Consider the following 17,618-nt stretch of genomic DNA (forward strand, 5'->3'; position numbering starts at 1 on the left):
GTGCTCCCCGGCAGGACGGGTCACCTCACCGGGTGACCCGCCTTCCGCAGCGTCTGCTTCACCTGCCCGATGCGGAGGTCGCCGAAGTGGAACACGGACGCGGCGAGCACCGCGTCCGCGCCCGCCGCGACGGCGGGCGGGAAGTCGGCGAGTGTCCCGGCGCCGCCGGAGGCGATCACCGGGACGGTGACGTGCTTGCGGACGGCTGCGATCATCTCCAGGTCGTAGCCGTCCTTGGTGCCGTCGGCGTCCATCGAGTTCAGCAGGATCTCGCCGGCGCCCAGCTCCGCCGCCCGGTGCGCCCACTCGACGGCGTCGATGCCGGTACCGCGCCGGCCGCCGTGGGTGGTCACCTCGAAGGTGCCCTCCCGGGTGCGGCGCGCGTCGACCGACAGGACCAGCACCTGACGCCCGAACCGCTCGGCGATCTCGCGGATGAGGTCGGGCCGGGCGATCGCGGCCGTGTTGACGCCCACCTTGTCGGCACCCGCCCGCAGCAGCCTGTCGACGTCCTCGGCGGTGCGGACGCCGCCGCCGACCGTCAGCGGGATGAACACCTGCTCGGCGGTGCGGCGCACCACGTCGTAGGTGGTCTCGCGGTTGCCCGACGAGGCGGTGATGTCCAGGAACGTCAGCTCGTCGGCGCCTTCGGCGTCGTACACCTTCGCCATCTCGACGGGGTCGCCCGCGTCGCGCAGGTTCTGGAAGTTGACGCCCTTGACCACCCTGCCGTTGTCCACATCCAGGCAGGGGATGACTCGGACCGCCAGGGTCATGAATCCACGGCTCCTCTATACGCTTCGAGTTCCACCGAGACCAGGATGCGCGGGTCGACGAAGCCCTCCACGACCAGCACGGTGGCGGCCGGCCGGACGGCGTCGAAGAACTCCTTGTGGGCCCGGCCCACCGCGTCGACGTCCCGCAGATGGGACAGATGGATCCTGGTCCTGACCACCGACTCGGGCCCCAGCCCGAACTCGGCGATCGCGTCCAGCGCACTGGTGAGGGACACCTTGGCCTGCTCGTACGGGTCGCCCTCGCCGTAGAGCACGTCGCCCTTGAAGGCGGTGGTGCCCGCCACCAGCACGCGATCACCCGCCGCGACGGCACGTGCGAATCCGAAGGTGTCCTCCCAGGGAGTTCCGCTCTGCACCCGCCGTACGGCTTCGGACGTCATGACGACACAGCCTCCAAGGCTTCTTCCAGGGTGAACGCCTTCGCGTAGAGGGCCTTCCCGACGATGGCGCCCTCGACACCGAGGGGCACCAGTTCGGCGATGGCCCTCAGGTCCGCCAGCGACGACACACCGCCGGACGCCACGACCGGTCGGTCCGTCGCCGCGCACACGTTCCTCAGCAGCTCCAGGTTGGGGCCCTGGAGCGTACCGTCCTTGGCGATGTCGGTGACGACGTAGCGGGCGCAGCCCTCCTTGTCGAGGCGCTCCAGCGTCTCGTACAGGTCGCCGCCGTCCCGGGTCCAGCCGCGCCCGCGCAGGGTGGTGCCGCGGACGTCGAGGCCGACCGCGATCTTGTCGCCGTGCTCGGCGATGACGCCGGCGACCCACTCGGGGGCCTCCAGGGCGGCCGTGCCGAGGTTGACGCGGGTGCAGCCGGTGGCCAGGGCGGCGGCCAGGGACGCGTCGTCGCGGATGCCGCCGGACAGCTCCACCTTCAGTTGCAGGTCCGCCATGCGCTCGGCGACCTCGGCGATCAGCTGCCGGTTGTCGCCGGTGCCGAAGGCGGCGTCCAGGTCGACCAGGTGCAGCCACTCGGCGCCCGCCCGCTGCCAGGCGAGGGCCGCCTCCAGAGGCGGGCCGTACGAGGTCTCCGTGCCGGACTCGCCGTGCACCAGCCGGACCGCCTGGCCGTCACGGACGTCCACGGCGGGGAGGAGTTCGAGCTTCGAAGCCATCAAAGGGTTCCGATCCAGTTGTTCAGCAGCTGCGCTCCGGCGTCGCCGGACTTCTCGGGGTGGAACTGCGTGGCCCACAGGGCGCCGTTCTCCACGGCGGCCACGAAGGGCTCGCCGTGCGTGGCCCAGGTGACCCGGGGAGCGGTCATCAACGGGTTCTCGGTCTGCAGGGTCCAGTCGTGGACGGCGTAGGAGTGCACGAAGTAGAAGCGGGCGTCGGCGTCGAGACCGGCGAACAGCTCAGAGCCGGCCGGGGCCTCGACGGTGTTCCAGCCCATGTGCGGCACGACGTCGGCCCGGAGCGGCCCGACCACGCCGGGCCACTCGTCCAGGCCCTCGGTCTCCACGCCGTGCTCGATCCCGCGGGCGAAGAGGATCTGCATGCCGACGCAGATGCCCATCACCGGCCGGCCGCCGGCGAGCCGGCGGTCGACGATCCAGTCGCCGCGGGCCTCCTTCAGGCCCTTCATGCAGGCGGCGAAGGCGCCCACGCCCGGTACGAGCAGGCCGTCGGCGTTCATGGCCGTGTCGAAGTCGCGGGTGATCTCGACCTCGGCGCCGGCACGGGCGAGGGCGCGCTCGGCGGACCTCACGTTGCCGAAGCCGTAGTCGAAGACGACGGCCTTCTTCGGGCTGCTCAATTCCACACCTCCAGCCGCATCACTCCCGCGACGAGGCACATGGCCGCGCCGATGGACAGCAGCACGATCAGGCTCCTGGGCATCTGCTGCTTGACGAAGGAGATGATGCCGCCGACGAGGAAGAGGCCGACGACGATCAGCAGGGTCGACAGTCCGTTCATGGGGTTACAGCGCGCCCTTCGTGGAGGGAAGGATGCCGGCCGCGCGCGGGTCGCGTTCGCTGGCGTAGCGCAGGGCCCGGGCCAGCGCCTTGAACTGGCACTCCACGATGTGGTGCGCGTTGCGCCCGTAGGGCACGTGCACGTGCAGCGCGATCTGCGCCTGGGCGACGAAGGACTCCAGGATGTGCCGGGTCATGGTGGTGTCGTACTCGCCGATCATCGGCGCCATGTTCTCGGGCTCGGTGTGCACGAGGTAGGGGCGGCCGGACAGGTCGACGGTGACCTGGGCGAGGGACTCGTCCAGCGGGACCGTGCAGTTGCCGAAGCGGTAGACGCCCACCTTGTCGCCGAGGGCCTGCTTGAAGGCGGCGCCCAGCGCGAGGGCGGTGTCCTCGATGGTGTGGTGGGAGTCGATGTGCAGGTCGCCCTCGGTCTTCACGGTCAGGTCGAACAGACCGTGCCGGCCGAGCTGGTCGAGCATGTGGTCGTAGAAGCCGACGCCGGTGGAGACGTCCGTCCGCCCGGTGCCGTCGAGGTCGATCTCGACGAGGACGGACGTCTCCTTGGTCGTCCGCTCGATTCTTCCGAGGCGTCCCTCGCGAGTCATGCGTTCTGCTCCTTCTTCAGTTCACGTACCGCGTCGAGGAACGCGTCGTTCTCCTCCGGGGTGCCGGCGGTGACCCTGAGCCATCCCGGCACGCCGTTGTCCCGGACCAGGACGCCCCGGTCGAGGATCCTCTGCCAGGCCTCGTGGGCGTCGCCGAACCGCCCGAACTGCACGAAGTTGGCGTCGGACGGCGTGACCTCGTAGCCGATCGCCCGCAGTTCGCCGACCAGCCGGTCCCGCTCGGCCTTCAGCTGCTCGACGTAGCCCAGCAGTGTGTCCGTGTGCTCCAGCGCGGCCAGCGCGGTCGCCTGGGTGACGGCCGACAGGTGGTACGGGAGCCTCACGAGCTGGACGGCGTCGACGACGGCGGGGTGGGCCGCGAGGTAGCCCAGGCGCAGGCCCGCGGCGCCGAAGGCCTTGGACATGGTGCGGGAGATGACCAGGTGCGGCCGTCCCCGCAGCAGGGGCAGCAGCGAGTCGCCGTGACTGAACTCGACGTACGCCTCGTCGACGACCACGATCGACGGCTTCGCCGCCTGGGCCGCCTCGTACAGCGCGAGGACCGTCTGCGGTGGCACCGCGTTGCCGGTGGGGTTGTTGGGGGTGGTGATGAAGACGACGTCGGGTCTGTTCTCGGCGATCGCCTTCTCCGCGGCTTCCAGGTCGATGGAGAAGTCCTCGCCGCGGGGGCCGGAGATCCAGCCCGTACCGGTGCCGCGCGCGATGAGCGCGTGCATCGAGTACGACGGCTCGAAGCCGATGGCCGTGCGGCCGGGCCCGCCGAAGGTCTGCAGCAACTGCTGGATGACCTCGTTGGAGCCGTTGGCCGCCCAGACCTCGGCCGGGCCGACCGGGTGGCCGGAGGTGTCCGTCAGGTACCCGGCCAGCCGCGTGCGCAGTTCCACGGCGTCCCGGTCCGGGTAGCGGTTGAGGTGGCGGGCCGCTTCCCGGACGCGTTCGGCGATCCGGTCGACCAGGGGTTCGGGCAGCGGGTAGGGGTTCTCGTTGGTGTTCAGCCGGACCGGGACGTCCAGCTGGGGCGCGCCGTAGGGCGTCTTGCCGCGCAGTTCGTCCCGGACCGGGAGGTCGTCGATCCTCACGTCGCTCACTTGCCCGTCGGCACCTTCCACCCGAACCGTGCCTTGATCGCGGCGCCGTGCGCCGGCAGGTCCTCCGCCTCCGCCAGCGTCACCACGTGGTGGGCGACCCCGGCGAGCGCCTCCTGCGTGTAGTCGACGATGTGGACGCCGCGCAGGAAGGACTGGACGGACAGGCCCGAGGAGTGGCAGGCGCAGCCGCCGGTGGGCAGGACGTGGTTGGAGCCGGCGGCGTAGTCGCCCAGGGAGACCGGTGACCACGGCCCGACGAAGACCGCGCCGGCGTTCCTGACCCGGTCGGCGACGGCGGCGGCGTCCGCGGTCTGGATCTCCAGGTGCTCGGCGCCGTAGGCGTCGACCACGCGCAGGCCCTCGTCGATGCCGTCGACCAGGACGATCGCGGACTGCGTGCCCTTGAGGGCGGGGACGATCCGGTCGTCGACGTGCTTGGTCGCCTCGACCTGCGGCTGGAGTTCACGCTCCACCGCGTCGGCGAGTTCGACGGAGTCGGTGACGAGGACGGCGGCGGCGAGCGGGTCGTGCTCGGCCTGGCTGATCAGGTCGGCCGCGACGTGGACGGGGTCGGCCGTGGCGTCCGCGAGGATCGCGATCTCGGTCGGACCGGCCTCGGCGTCGATGCCGATCTTGCCGGTGAAGTAGCGCTTGGCGGCGGCGACCCAGATGTTGCCGGGGCCGGTGACCATGGTGGCGGGCGGGCAGGACTCCGTGCCGTGGGCGAACATGGCGACCGCGGTGGCGCCGCCGGCGGCGTACACCTCCTCGACACCGAGCAGGGCGCACGCGGCGAGGATGGTCGGGTGCGGCAGTCCGCCGAACCCGGCCTGGGCGGGTGAGGCGAGCGCGATCGACTCGACACCGGCCTCCTGCGCCGGGACGGCGTTCATCACCACGGAGGACGGGTAGACCGACCGGCCGCCCGGCGCGTACAGGCCGACCCGGTCGACCGGGATCCACTTCTCGGTCACCGTGCCGCCGGGCACGACCTGGGTGGTGTGGGTGGTACGGCGCTGCTCCCGGTGGACCAGGCGGGCGCGGCGGATGCACTCCTCCAGGGCCGCGCGCACGGCCGGGTCGAGTTCCTCCAGGGCGCGCGCGAGGGCCTCGGCGGGCACCCGCACCCGTTCGAGCCGGACACCGTCGAACTTCTCGGCGAAGTCGATCAGCGCCGCGTCGCCCCGATGATGGACGGCCTCGCAGATCGGACGCACCTTCTCCAGGGCGGCCTGAACGTCGAAGTCGGCTCGGGGCAGCAGGTCACGCAGGGCGGGGCCCTCAGGAAGGGCGTCGCCGCGCAGATCGATTCGGGAGATCACGGTCTCAATTCTCTCAGACCCGCGACGGCGCCTGTTCCGCCGTATCAGTGGCTGATACGCGCCCGGGCTCCCCCGGCGGGGGTGGGGCACCGCCCCCGCCCGGCACGGAGCCGTACGGCGATCGGGAACGGGACCGGCCGGGGCTCGGGCGGGAGCCGGGCCCCGGGCCGGACGCTGGCGGGAGGGGCGGCCCGTGCCGGACCGGAAGATCTCCTTCACGTCGGGTGTTCGGCACGTCACCCAGCGGGCATGAACGCCTGTACGAAGGTGTACCCGGGAGTAGCAGGGGAGGAAGGGACCCATCGTGACCGAGGGGGCCGGCCCGCGCGCCGGGGACCTGCCGGACGACCTGACGGCGGCGGAGGCCGGCATGTGGCAGGCCTTCCGCAACGGCAGCCTGTACGACCTCCGCACCGGCGACCTGGTCGTGGACGATCCGCACGGCGGGCACCCCTGGGGACCCGAGCGGACGGTGCGGGCGCGCATCGTCGCCTGGCTGTTGCTGGACGGCCCGCCCGCCCTGGACGGCCGGGTCTCCTCCCTCAAGCTCACCGGCGTGCAGATCGGCGGCACCCTGGACCTGGCCGGTGGGACGATCGCGCCGTACGTCGAGATGCGCGGCTGCCGCTTCGAGCGGGAGGTCCGGCTGCCGGAGGCGCATTTCACGACCGTACGGCTGGTCGACTGCTCGGTGCCGCGCCTGGAGGGCGCCCGGCTGAGCACCGAGGGGGACCTGCATCTGCCGCGGTGCCGCTTCCACAACGGCGTCCGCCTCACCGACGCGCGCATAGGCACCGATCTGCTGCTCAACCAGGCGGTCGTGCACCGGGACCGCAACGGCCGCTCGATCTCCGGCGACGGAATGACCGTCGGGCAGGACCTCCAGGCGGAGATGCTGGAGGCGCACGGCGAGCTGAGCCTGCGCAGCGCCACCGTCGGGGTCTCCCTGAGCCTGCGCGGGGCGCGGCTGGCCAACCCGCACGCGCGGCTCGCGCTCAACGCCCCCCAGCTGACCGTCGAGCGCACCCTGTACCTGACCCCGGCCGGCGTCGGCGGCCAGGCGCTGAGCGGGACCACACCGGCCCACGGCACGCGCGTCCAGCACTTCGAGTGCCGGGGCGGGGTGCGGCTGGACGACGGGCGGTTCGGGGACGCGGTCGACCTCGAAGGGGCCCGGTTCACCCTCACCGACGAGCAGGAACTGTCCCTGCGCCGGGTGCAGACACCCGAGCTGCGCTTCCTCGGGGACCGGCCGACGCGCGGCACGGTCGTGCTCTCCGGGGCACGCATCGTCAACCTGGTGGACCGGGCGGGCGCCTGGCCCGGTCCCGGCAGCCTGCACATGGGCGGCTTCGGCTACGAGAGCCTGGTGCCCCAGGGGCCGTTCCCGCTGGAGACACGGCTGGGGTGGATCGCCGCGGCGACCGCCGAGTACAACCCCGAGCCGTACGAGCGGCTGGCCGCCGTGCTGCGGGCGGCCGGGGAGGACGAGGACGCGCGCCAGGTGCTGCTCGCCAAGCAGCGGCGCCGCCGCGAGACCCTGCCGCTCGCCGCCAAACTGTGGGGGTACGCCCAGGACTGGACGGTCGCCTACGGCTACCGGCCGGGCCGGGCCGCGGTCTGGATGGCGGTGCTGTGGGCGGCCGGGACCCTGGCCTTCGCGCACGCCCACCGTCCGCCGGCCCGGGGCGACCAGCCGCCCGAGTGGAACCCGGCGTTGCTCGCCCTCGATCTGCTGCTTCCGGTCATCGACCTCGGCCAGGCCGGACGGTGGCAGCTCGGCGGCGGCTGGCAGTGGCTGGCGGCGGCGATGATCCTCCTCGGCTGGATCCTGGCGACGACGGTGGCGGCGGGGGCGACACGGGCACTGCAGCGCAGCTGAGGCGCCCTCCCCCAGCCACACGGCGCGGACAGCTCCTCGTCTGCTTCTCCCCGGCCCGGACCCGTACACCCCTCTGACCGGGCCGCTTCCCGAAGGTGCGCGAGGGGCTGCGGACGCCGTCGGGACGAGCGCCGGACCCCGCCCAGGGTGGGGACGGCGGACGTGCGCGCTCCGTCGGCCATTAGGCTCTTGCGTCGTGACCACCGTCCGGCTGCCGCTCTTCCCCCTGAACTCGGTGCTCTTCCCGGGTCTTGTGCTTCCTCTGAACATCTTCGAGGAGCGATACCGCGCCATGATGCGCGCGCTGCTGAAGACCCCCGAGGACGAACCGCGCCGATTCGCCGTCGTGGCGATCCGCGACGGTCACGAGGTCGCGCCCAGCGAGCCGGGCATGCCCGATCCGACAGCGGTGCCCGAGCGCGGTCCGGCGGCCGGTTTCGGCCCGGACCCCGTACGGTCGTTCCACGGTGTCGGGTGCATCGCCGACGCGGCGACGATCCGGGAGCGGCCCGACGGCACGTTCGAGGTGCTGGCGACGGGGACGACCCGGGTGCGGGTGAAGTCCGTGGACTCCGGCGGCCCGTTCCTCACCGCGGAGCTGGAGCCGCTGGAGGAGGAGGCCGGCGACGGGGCGGGGGCACTGGCCGAGGGGGTGCTGCGGGCGTTCCGCCAGTACCAGAAGCGACTGGCGGGGGCGCGCGAGCGGTCGCTGTCGACCGGCGCGGACCTGCCGGACGAGCCGTCGGTGGTGTCGTACCTGGTCGCCGCGGCCATGATGCTGGACACACCCACCAGGCAGCGGCTCCTGCAGGCCCCGGACACCGCCTCCCGGCTGCGCGACGAGCTGGAGCTCCTGCGCACCGAGACGGCGATCATCCGCAATCTGCCCTCGTTGCCCGCGTCGGAACTGACCCGCGGACCGACGAACCTGAACTGAGGCCCGGGCCGGGCCGGCACGTACGGCGGCCCGTCCGCCGCCCGGGCCGGCCGGCGGGGCCGCGCGCCTGTCCCCGCCGACGTCCCTCCGGCCCGGAGCCCTCGCGAGGGGGTGGCCGAATCGCGGTACGCACGTGGGACCGCCCCACCGAAGTCCGTCCGAACCGATCTCTGGAACCCCGATGGCGAAGAAGTCGAAGAAGCAGCAGGCCGGCGGAACCCCGGCGACGGTGGCCCTCACGACGGCGGCCGTGGCGTACACGGTCCACGCCTACGACCACGACCCCGCCCACCCCTCCTACGGCGAGGAGGCGGCCGAGGCGATGGGCGTCTCGCCCGACCGGGTCTTCAAGACCCTGGTCGCGGACGTCGACGGCACCCTGACCGTGGCGGTGGTCCCGGTGGCGGGCCAGCTGGACCTGAAGGCACTGGCGGTGGCGGTGGGCGGCAAGCGGGCCGCGATGGCCGACCCGGTGCTGGCGGAGCGCACCACGGGGTACGTCCGCGGCGGCATCTCCCCGCTGGGCCAGCGCAGGAAGCTCCCCACGGTCCTGGACGACTCGGCCGCCGGCCACGCCACGATCTGCGTCTCGGCGGGCCGCCGCGGCCTGGAGGTCGAGCTGGCCCCCGGGGACCTGACCTCTCTCACGGACGCGACCCTCGCGCCGATCGGACGCGCGTGACCCGTCCGGCCCCCGTCCCGGAAACGGTCGTGGCGCGGCGCCGGGCCCCACGGTCTGCGGTGCGTGCGGTCACAGGACGGAGGGCCGCGCTCGTGCCGGACGCGCGGGTGCGGGCCTCCCGCAACGCAGCGAGTGTGCGTGCCGGGGGCGGGCGGGGCTTGCGCGACCCGTCCTGGAAACCAGGAGACTGCTGAAAAACTTGCTTGGGGTGCCCGAGTCACCCCGGTTCGCCGATAAATGCCGATCGGGGCAATCTGCTGCAAGGTGGGCGCGTTTTCAAGATCTTCAGGACGCTCTAGGCGGGCGGCGCGGGCGGCAGGGTGCAGGGCGGCTCGGGATCGCGGGGTCCGAACAGCGAGGTCAGCCCCAGGTGAACGAGCAGTGCCGCGAGCGGCCAGGCCAGGAGCGCCCCCTTCGCCGACAGCTTGAGCGGCGCCGGGAACGTGACCCCCTTGCCCACCGCCCTGGCCTGGGCGAGCACGTCGTCGGTGGGGCCGAGCCACACGCCGACCCGCCATGCCAGCAGCGCGCCGAGGAGTCCGCCGAGGCCCAGGCCCACCACCAGCGGGACGCCCCCGCGCCGCCGCCAGGCGAACACGGCGAGCGCGCTGACGAGGCCGAAGGCCAGAGCGAGCAGGGTGAACGTGCCGTCCACCCCGATCGCCTGCTCGCCCTCGCTGTCCTTGAGGTAGACCACCCAGCTGCCGTCGGTCTCCTCCCCGACGAGCGGCACGTGGGGCGCCAGCCACCACCACAGCACACCCAGCAGTGCCCCGGTGACGGCCACCGCCACCATGACCACGGCGCCTTCCCGAAGTTCGGTCTTCATGCCGGGCCCGTCCTGTCCGTACGCGACGTCGTGCGGCGCGGGACGCCCGTACCCGTACCCACCGGGTGACGGCGGCCAGTGCTTCGGGGATCCCTGCGCGGAGGGTTCGTGCGGCGGCGGCGGAGTCAGCGGTGCGGTCACCCCCACATCGTGCCAGGTACGCCGCGCCCGCGCGTCACCGGACGGCCGCCCGGCGGTACGCCCACGTGGCGACGGCCAGCGAGGCCACGCCGACCCCGGCGCACACGGCCAGGTCGCCGGCCACGAAGGCCCAGTCGGGATGCGCGCCGAAGGTGCGGGCGAGGGCCTCCACGCCGTAGGTGGAGGGCAGCAGGTCCCGCGCCAGCCGCACGGCCTCCGGCATCCGGTCGGCCGGCAGGACCCCGAGCAGCAGCGCCGCCGACATGCCCAGCTGGCCCAGGAGCGTGGCCAGTTCGGGCCGTGGCGCGAGCAGGCCGCAGGCCGCGCCCAGCCCCGAGAGCGCGGCGCCCGCCAGCGGGATCACCACCGCCAGCACCCACAGGTGGGTCATCGGCAGTCCGAACAGCAGGCAGCCGAACACCGCGGTGACGACCGTGCCCGGCACGGTGAAGGAGGCGTAGGCCGCCGCCGCGCCCAGCACCACCGACGCGGGCGGCACGGGCAGCGTGGCGTAGTGGTCGAGCCCCCCGCTGGCGCGCAGCTGGCCGAAGTACTGGGCCAGCAGGTTCAGCGCGACGAAGGCGACGACGAGGACCGCCGACCCCGCGACCACGGACTCGGCCTCGCTGCCGCCGTCCACCACCCCGCGCATCATGACCAGGATGCCGACGGACTGGAACGTCGCCACGAACAGCAACGGGATCCGGGCCACCCGGGCCCGGGACAGCTGCGCCCGGTAGACGGCCGCCAGCGACGGCCACAGCCGCGCACGAGGCCCGAGCTCGGCCCGGCCCGGGGCCGTCTCGCCCGCACCCCGGGCCCTGCCCGGCATCACCTCGGCGGGTACGACACTCACGTGGAGCTGCTCCTCTTCGCTACGGCTGTCCTGCCGTCCTCTACGGATCCGGCGCCGGCTGCGCTCATACCTTCACCAGCCCCTGCCGTGCGGCGCCGCCGAGCGACAGGTACACGTCCTCCAGGCTGGGCGTGGCGAGCGTGAAGTCGTCGAGAGCGGCGAACGCGGCTCCGCCGGTGACGGTGGCGACCACCGCACGGGCCTCCTCGGGGGCGAGCCGGAGCGTCCAGCGGCGCCCGGACCCGGCGGCGCGGTCGCGCAGCGCGGCGACCTCCGGCACCTCCAGGGGGGCCCGCTCGCGCCACACCAGCTCCACCCGTACCTCGTCGGCGACCTGCTCCTTGAGGCCGGCGGGCGTGTCGCAGGCGATGATCCGGCCCTGGTCGAGCACGGCGACCCGGTCGAGTACGGTCTCGGCCTCGATGACGTTGTGGGTGACCAGCAGGACGGTCGTGCCGTTCTCCGCACGCCGCCGGTCCACGGCCGACCACACGGCCCGGCGCGCCACCGGGTCCATGCCCGTGGTGGGCTCGTCCAGCACCAGCAGGGGCCGCTCCCCCACCAGGGCGGCGGCGAAGCAGGCCAGCCGCCGCTGCCCGCCGGACAGCTTCTTCAGCGGGCGCCCGGCGAGCGCCGCGAGACCGAGTTCGTCGAGCACGGCGTCCCGCTCGGCGCGTGCCCGGCGGACGTCCAGGCCGCGGAGCCGGCCGGTGGTCTCGGCGGCGAGGGAGACGGTCAGCTCGTCGAGGGCGGTGGAGTCCTGGCCGAGGTAGGCGAGGATGCGGGCGGCACGCTCGGGGTGGCGCACGATGTCGTGGCCGAGGATCTCCACACTGCCGCCGTCCGGCCGCATGAGGCCGGTCAGCTGGCGGACCAGGGTGGACTTGCCGGCCCCGTTCGGCCCGAGCAGACCGAAGATCTCACCCCGGCGGACATCCAGCCGTACGTCGTCGGTGGCCCGCACGGCGGGGGTGCCGGGGGCGTTGCGGCGGGCGCGCACCGCCGGATAGGTCTTGGTCAGGCCGCGCACGGCGCACACGACATCGACTCTGTCCCCGATGACCGGTGTCGCGCGCGTACTCACAAGGGACGAGCCTACGGGGTCGGGCGCCTCCGCACGTGTCCGGGGCGGTCCGCCGCGGCGGCTCACTCGCCCGCGGGCGCATGCTCCGCGGCGGTCCGCACATCGATCTCGCGCCAGAATCCGGCCCGGATGGCGTAGCGGTCGTGCTCGTCGATCTGGTCGTCCTTGTGGGTGAGCAGACCGAAGCGGGCGGCATAGCGCAGCAGCTCGCCGTCGATGCGATGCGGGACGCGCGGATACATGCCGGACAGTCTCTGCAGCTGGCCCTGGTCGCCCAGGCGGGAGATCCAGCGGCGGGCGAAGACCTGCCCGACTTCGTAGGGGTCCCCGCCGACGGTGGTGATGTCCTCCTCGCGGTCCGCCCACCGCTGCTCGGCCGTGGTCAGCTGGGCGAGCGTCGGCATGGCGGCCACCTCGGGCGGCTCGGCGGCGCCGCCGGGCCGGTCGACCCAGCCCTTGTCGGAGGACCAGCGCAGGGTGGCGGTCGCGGCGGGCGGTGGCGCGGGGTGCGCGCCGGCCCGCAGCTCGGCGAGGTCCTTGGGCGTGGGGACGCCCTTCGACGCCGGGAGGCGCTCCTGGGAGCCGTTCTGGGCGGCGGCCGGCGCCGGATGCCGGGGCTCCTCGGCGGCCCGCTCAGGCGCGGTCGCGGGGATCGCGGACTCCGGCAGCGGCGCGGAGAGGATCGCGGCGATCTCGGGGCGGGGCGCGGGCGGCGGAGCGCACACGCCGCCGAGTTCCCTGGCGCGAACGGCCCTGATGATCCAGGTACGGTCCAGCACGCGCCGTTCGTCGGCCTCGGCGACGAGGTCCTCGGACTGGTTGTAGTCGCCGTCGGCGGCCTGGACGGCCCACAGGTGGACGGCGACGCCGTGCTCCTTCGCGGCCATCATGCCGGGCAGCAGGTCGCCGTCGCCGGTGACGAGGACGATGTCGGAGCAGGCCCGGTTGCGGGCGAGCTCGGTCAGCTCGGCGTGCATGGCGGCGTCGACGCCCTTCTGGGCCCAGCGGCCGTCGCTGCGGGTCAGGGCGCCCAGCCGGACGGTGACCCGGGGCATCACGCGCAGCCTGCGGTGCTCGGGCTGCGGGACGCGGTCGGGGGCTCCGTCGAACCAGTAGATCCGCAGCAGGGGCTGCTGGGTGTCGGCCTCGGCGCGGTCCCTCAGGCCCTGGATGAGGGCGGAGTGGTCGACGGTGATGCGGGAGCGCGACGGCTCCCCGGCGAGGAGACTGGCGGCGGCCCCCAGCAGATACCCGGCGTCCACCAGGACGATGCAGCGGTCCACGCGATCCACCCTCTTTCCGGGAGGTTTGCTTCGGGCTTGCTTCGAGTCTGCCCGACCGCGCGGAGCTTAACGGCCGGAACTCGATCTTCGGCGTGGCGTTTCGATTCAGCTACCGCCGATCACCCCTGTCACACACGGTAATTATCCGACATGCACTCTTTGTCAGCCTATGTGAATCTGGTCGCGGCCCTGGCCCCGAGTCCCCCGCAGGAGGCAGATCCCCATGGCCAAGAACAAGAACCGTGACCGCAAGCAGCCGCAGTCCACGCGTGGGCAGCACGCAGCCGAGCAGGCGGCGATGGAGCCGTCCGCCGAGCACGGCGCCGCCCCGGTGACGCCCGGCGACGTGGCACGCAAGGGCCGGCAGAAGCGCTTCGGCCACAACTGACGACCGCGTAACGGGCCGTTGCGGCCCAGGCACGCGCGAGGGGCGCACCCGCATGCGGGTGCGCCCCTCGCGCGTCCACCGTCTGCCTTCTCGCCCCCCTGCCGAACCCCCGCACTTCCTGCGCCTTTCGCGCCTTTTCGCGCCTTTCACCGCCCGGCGGTTCCGGCGCCCCGGCGTCCGGGTCAGCCCGCCAGGCAGGACGGGCCGAGCAGCACCTTCAGGTCGCCGAAGAGAGCCGGGTCCGGCTTGACCCGGTGCCGGTCCAGGCGCAGGACGGTGGTCCTGGTCGGGCCCTGGAGCCTGATCCGGACCTCGCTGTCGCCCTTGTGATGACTGAGGATCTCGCCGAGGCGGCTGACCATCGGCGGGGTCACCTTCACCGCCGGGATGGTGAGCACGACGGGCGCGTTGGTGCCCGCGGCGGACAGGTCCGGGACCGCCAGCTCCATGGCGACCAGCCGGGGCACGTCCTCGCGCTTGTCGAGGCGCCCCTTGACGAACACCACGGCGTCCTCGACGAGTTGGGTGGAGACAAGCTGGTAGGTCGCGGGGAAGAACATGCACTCGATGGAACCGGCCAGGTCCTCCACGGTGGCGATCGCCCAGGCGTTGCCCTGCTTGGTCATCTTGCGCTGCAGACCGGAGATGATGCCACCGATGGTCACCACCGCGCCGTCGGCGTGCTCGCCCCCGGTGAGCTGGGCGATGCCCGCGTCGGCCTTGTCGGACAGCACGTGCTCCAGACCGAACAGCGGGTGGTCCGAGACGTACAGGCCGAGCATCTCGCGCTCCTGGGCGAGCAGATAGGTCTTGTCCCACTCCTCGTCGGTGAACTGCACGTCGAGCCCGAAGCCCGGCTCGTCACCGCTGTCCTCGCCCATACCGCCGAAGAGATCGAACTGCCCCTCGGCCTCCTTGCGCTTGACCGCGACCACGTTGTCGATCATCGGCTCGTACTGCGCCGTGAGGCCCTTGCGGGTGTGGCCCATGGTGTCGAAGGCGCCGGCCTTGATCAGCGACTCGGTGGTGCGCTTGTTGCAGACCACCGCCTCGACCTTGTCGAGGTAGTCGGGGAAGGAGGCGTACCTGCCCTTGGCCTTGCGGCCCTTGATGATCGCCTCGACGACGTTGGTGCCGACGTTGCGCACGGCGGACAGCCCGAAGAGGATCACGTCGTCGCCCTGGGCGGCGAAGTTCGCCTCGGACTCGTTGACGTTGGGCGGGAGGACCCGGATGCCCATGCGCCGGCACTCGTTGAGGTAGACCGCCGACTTGTCCTTGTCGTCCTTGACGGACGTCAGCAGTGCGGCCATGTACTCGGCGGGGTGGTTCGCCTTGAGGTAGGCGGTCCAGTACGACACCAGGCCGTACGCGGCGGAGTGCGCCTTGTTGAAGGCGTAGCCGGCGAAGGGGACCAGTACGTCCCACAGGGCCTGGATGGCCTCGTCGCTGAAGTCCTTCTTCCGGGCGCCCTCCTGGAAGAGGACGAAGTTCTTCGCCAGTTCGTCCGGCTTCTTCTTGCCCATCACGCGGCGGAGGATGTCGGCCTCGCCGAGCGAGTAGCCCGCGATGATCTGGGCGGCCTTCTGCACCTGCTCCTGGTAGACGATCAGGCCGTAGGTGACGTCCAGGACCTCCTTGAGCGGAGCCTCCAGCTCGGGGTGGATCGGCGTGATCTCCTGCTGCCCGTTCTTGCGCAGGGCGTAGTTGGTGTGGGAGTTCATGCCCATCGGGCCCGGGCGGTACAGGGCCGAGACGGCGGAGATGTCCTCGAAGTTGTCGGGCTTCATCAGCCGGAGCAGCGAGCGCATGGGGCCGCCGTCGAACTGGAAGACGCCGAGGGTGTCGCCGCGCTGGAGCAGGTCGAAGGTCGTGGGGTCGTCCAGCGGGAGGGCCAGGAGGTCGATGTCGATCCCCTTGTTGGCCTTCACCATCTTGACGGCGTCGTCCATGATCGTGAGGTTGCGCAGGCCCAGGAAGTCCATCTTCAGCAGGCCGAGCGACTCACAGCTCGGGTAGTCCCACTGGGTGATGGTCACACCGTCGGTGTGCCTGACCCAGACCGGGACGTGATCGGTGATGGTCTCGCTGGACATGATCACGCCGGCGGCGTGCACGCCCATCTGCCGCACCAGGCCCTCCACACCGCGCGCGGTGTCGATGACCTTCTTCACGTCCGGCTCGTTCTCGTACATCCCGCGGACCTCGCCCGCCTCCGAGTAGCGGGGGTGCTGGGGGTCGGTGATGCCGGACAGCGGGATGCCCTTGCCGAGGACGTCGGCGGGCATGGCCTTGGTGATGCGGTCGCCCATCGCGTACGGGTAGCCCAGGACGCGCGCGGAGTCCTTGATCGCGTTCTTGGCCTTGATGGTGCCGTAGGTGCCGATCATGGCGACCTTGTCGGCGCCGTACTTCTCCGTCACGTACCGGATCACCTCGACACGCCGGCGCTCGTCGAAGTCGATGTCGACGTCGGGCATCGAGATGCGCTCGGGGTTGAGGAACCGCTCGAAGATCAGGCCGTGCGGGATCGGGTCGAGGTCGGTGATCCCCATGGCGTAGGCGACGATCGAGCCCGCCGCGGAGCCCCGGCCCGGACCGACGGCGATGCCCTGCTTCTTGGCCCACATGATGAAGTCGGCGACGACGAGGAAGTAGCCGGGGAAGCCCATCGAGATGATGACGTCCATCTCGTACTCGGCCTGCTTCATACGGTCCTCGGGGACGCCGCCCGGGAAGCGGCGCTCCATGCCGCGGCGGACCTCCTCCTGGAACCAGGTGACCTCGGTGAAGCCCTCCGGGATGTCGAACTTCGGCATGAGGTCGCGCTTCTCGAACATGCCGGCGGTGTCGGCCATCTCGGCCACCAGGAGCGTGTTGGCGCAGCCCTCCTGCCAGGCGTCCGAGGAGTCGACGGCGTACATCTCGTCGGTGGACTTCAGGTAGTAGCCGGTGCCGTCGAACCTGAAGCGGTCGGGGTCGGAGAGGTTCTTGCCGGTCTGGATGCACAGCAGGGCGTCGTGGGCGGTCGCCTCGTGCGCGTAGGTGTAGTGCGAGTCGTTGGTGACCAGGGGCGGGATGCCGAGCTTCCTGCCGATCTCCAGAAGGCCGTCGCGGACCCGGCGCTCGATCTCGATGCCGTGGTCCATCAGCTCCAGGAAGTAGCGGTCCCTGCCGAAGATGTCCTGGTAGTCGGCGGCGGCCTTGAGGGCCTCGTCGTACTGGCCGAGCCGCAGCCGGGTCTGGAGCTCACCCGAGGGACAGCCGGTGGAGGCGACGATGCCCTCGGACCACTGGGAGATGGTCTCCTTGTCCATCCGGGGCCACTTCTGCAGCCAGCCCTCGGCGTAGGCGTCCGAGGAGAGGCGGAAGAGGTTGTGCAGGCCGGTCCTGTTCACGGCCCACATCGTCTTGTGGGTGTAACCGCCGGAACCGGAGACGTCGTCCCGCTTCTGGTGCGGCTGCCCCCACTGGATCTTGCGTTTGTTGCGCCGGGACTCGGGGGCGACATAGGCCTCGATCCCGATGATCGGGGTGATCCCGGCCTTCTGCGCGGTGTGGAAGAAGTCGTACGCCCCGTGCAGGTTGCCGTGGTCGGACATGGCGATGTGCGTCATGCCCATCTCGTTGCAGGCGTTGAACATGTCCTTCAGCCGCGCGGCACCGTCCAGCAGCGAGTACTGGGTGTGGACGTGCAGGTGCGTGAACGGCGGCTTTGACACGGTGAGTCCTCCAGGGGAAACACTCGGCGACGGGAAGGCGGACAGTTCCGGGGTCAGCGTCGA

General features: G+C 72.0%; 17 protein-coding genes. 4 read left to right on the top strand and 13 right to left on the bottom strand.

The window, feature by feature from the left end:
* Nucleotides 1–20 precede the first annotated feature (20 nt).
* The 8 genes from hisF to hisD are packed head-to-tail and all read right to left on the bottom strand — an operon-like array spanning nucleotide 21 to nucleotide 5,751.
* Nucleotides 21–776, bottom strand: a complete 756-nt coding sequence (gene hisF / locus I3F54_RS06160) for an imidazole glycerol phosphate synthase subunit HisF (protein WP_240117577.1) — start codon at nucleotides 774–776, stop codon at nucleotides 21–23.
* Nucleotides 773–1,177, bottom strand: a complete 405-nt coding sequence (locus I3F54_RS06165) for a RidA family protein (RefSeq protein WP_240117578.1) — start codon at nucleotides 1,175–1,177, stop codon at nucleotides 773–775. The genes hisF and I3F54_RS06165 overlap by 4 nt, the downstream gene beginning before the upstream one ends.
* A complete protein-coding gene (priA, locus tag I3F54_RS06170; protein ID WP_240117579.1) occupies nucleotides 1,174–1,911 on the bottom strand; it encodes a bifunctional 1-(5-phosphoribosyl)-5-((5-phosphoribosylamino)methylideneamino)imidazole-4-carboxamide isomerase/phosphoribosylanthranilate isomerase PriA in 738 nt (245 codons plus the stop codon). Before priA ends, I3F54_RS06165 begins: the two co-directional genes overlap by 4 nt.
* On the bottom strand, nucleotides 1,911–2,558 hold the full coding sequence (hisH, locus tag I3F54_RS06175) for an imidazole glycerol phosphate synthase subunit HisH (RefSeq protein WP_240117580.1): 648 nt from the start codon (nucleotides 2,556–2,558) through the stop codon (nucleotides 1,911–1,913). The genes priA and hisH overlap by 1 nt, the downstream gene beginning before the upstream one ends.
* The gene (locus tag I3F54_RS06180) at nucleotides 2,549–2,713 is read right to left on the bottom strand and encodes a hypothetical protein (protein ID WP_205382175.1); all 165 of its coding nucleotides are present in this window, start codon (nucleotides 2,711–2,713) and stop codon (nucleotides 2,549–2,551) included. The genes hisH and I3F54_RS06180 overlap by 10 nt, the downstream gene beginning before the upstream one ends.
* Before the next feature lie 4 nt (nucleotides 2,714–2,717).
* A complete protein-coding gene (hisB, locus tag I3F54_RS06185; protein WP_240117581.1) occupies nucleotides 2,718–3,320 on the bottom strand; it encodes an imidazoleglycerol-phosphate dehydratase HisB in 603 nt (200 codons plus the stop codon).
* Nucleotides 3,317–4,429, bottom strand: coding sequence for a histidinol-phosphate transaminase (locus tag I3F54_RS06190; RefSeq protein WP_240117582.1), 1,113 nt, complete (start codon nucleotides 4,427–4,429; stop codon nucleotides 3,317–3,319). Before I3F54_RS06190 ends, hisB begins: the two co-directional genes overlap by 4 nt.
* Complete coding sequence (hisD, locus tag I3F54_RS06195) at nucleotides 4,426–5,751, bottom strand: histidinol dehydrogenase (protein ID WP_240117583.1); 1,326 nt, start codon at nucleotides 5,749–5,751, stop codon at nucleotides 4,426–4,428. Before hisD ends, I3F54_RS06190 begins: the two co-directional genes overlap by 4 nt.
* A gap of 304 nt (nucleotides 5,752–6,055) precedes the next feature.
* Between hisD and I3F54_RS06200 the strand changes: the two genes are divergently transcribed.
* From I3F54_RS06200 to ybaK, 3 genes are all read left to right on the top strand, one after another.
* Nucleotides 6,056–7,633, top strand: a complete 1,578-nt coding sequence (locus I3F54_RS06200; RefSeq protein WP_240117584.1) for an oxidoreductase — start codon at nucleotides 6,056–6,058, stop codon at nucleotides 7,631–7,633.
* Nucleotides 7,634–7,829: 196 nt separating this feature from the next.
* Nucleotides 7,830–8,570 carry an LON peptidase substrate-binding domain-containing protein gene (locus I3F54_RS06205; RefSeq protein WP_240117585.1) on the top strand — a complete coding sequence of 247 codons (741 nt, stop codon included), beginning with the start codon at nucleotides 7,830–7,832 and terminating at the stop codon, nucleotides 8,568–8,570.
* 181 nt (nucleotides 8,571–8,751) lie between these two features.
* Nucleotides 8,752–9,252: a Cys-tRNA(Pro) deacylase gene (gene ybaK, locus I3F54_RS06210; protein WP_240117586.1), complete on the top strand. Its 501-nt coding sequence runs from the start codon at nucleotides 8,752–8,754 to the stop codon at nucleotides 9,250–9,252.
* A gap of 295 nt (nucleotides 9,253–9,547) precedes the next feature.
* Here the strand turns inward: ybaK and I3F54_RS06215 are convergent, their stop codons facing one another.
* The 4 genes from I3F54_RS06215 to I3F54_RS06230 all read right to left on the bottom strand — a co-directional run bounded on the left by I3F54_RS06215 (nucleotide 9,548) and on the right by I3F54_RS06230 (nucleotide 13,445).
* On the bottom strand, nucleotides 9,548–10,222 hold the full coding sequence (locus I3F54_RS06215; RefSeq protein WP_240117587.1) for an AAA family ATPase: 675 nt from the start codon (nucleotides 10,220–10,222) through the stop codon (nucleotides 9,548–9,550).
* A 34-nt stretch (nucleotides 10,223–10,256) separates the two neighbouring features.
* Nucleotides 10,257–11,078 (bottom strand): ABC transporter permease, encoded by an 822-nt coding sequence (locus I3F54_RS06220; RefSeq protein WP_240117588.1) that lies wholly within the window; start codon nucleotides 11,076–11,078, stop codon nucleotides 10,257–10,259.
* A gap of 64 nt (nucleotides 11,079–11,142) precedes the next feature.
* Complete coding sequence (locus I3F54_RS06225) at nucleotides 11,143–12,117, bottom strand: ABC transporter ATP-binding protein (protein ID WP_240117624.1); 975 nt, start codon at nucleotides 12,115–12,117, stop codon at nucleotides 11,143–11,145.
* A gap of 107 nt (nucleotides 12,118–12,224) precedes the next feature.
* Nucleotides 12,225–13,445: an NYN domain-containing protein gene (locus I3F54_RS06230; RefSeq protein ID WP_240117589.1), complete on the bottom strand. Its 1,221-nt coding sequence runs from the start codon at nucleotides 13,443–13,445 to the stop codon at nucleotides 12,225–12,227.
* Between the two features lie 223 nt (nucleotides 13,446–13,668).
* Here I3F54_RS06230 and I3F54_RS06235 point away from each other — a divergent pair, with 223 nt between their 5' ends.
* Complete coding sequence (locus tag I3F54_RS06235) at nucleotides 13,669–13,833, top strand: hypothetical protein (RefSeq protein WP_240117590.1); 165 nt, start codon at nucleotides 13,669–13,671, stop codon at nucleotides 13,831–13,833.
* A 182-nt stretch (nucleotides 13,834–14,015) separates the two neighbouring features.
* Here I3F54_RS06235 and dnaE read toward each other — a convergent pair whose 3' ends face one another.
* Entirely contained in the window at nucleotides 14,016–17,555 is a 3,540-nt protein-coding gene (gene dnaE, locus I3F54_RS06240) for a DNA polymerase III subunit alpha (protein ID WP_240117591.1), read from the bottom strand.
* Nucleotides 17,556–17,618: the final 63 nt, after the last annotated feature.

Source organism: Streptomyces sp. MUM 2J (assembly GCF_022414535.1).
Classification (GTDB): Bacteria; Actinomycetota; Actinomycetes; order Streptomycetales; family Streptomycetaceae; genus Streptomyces.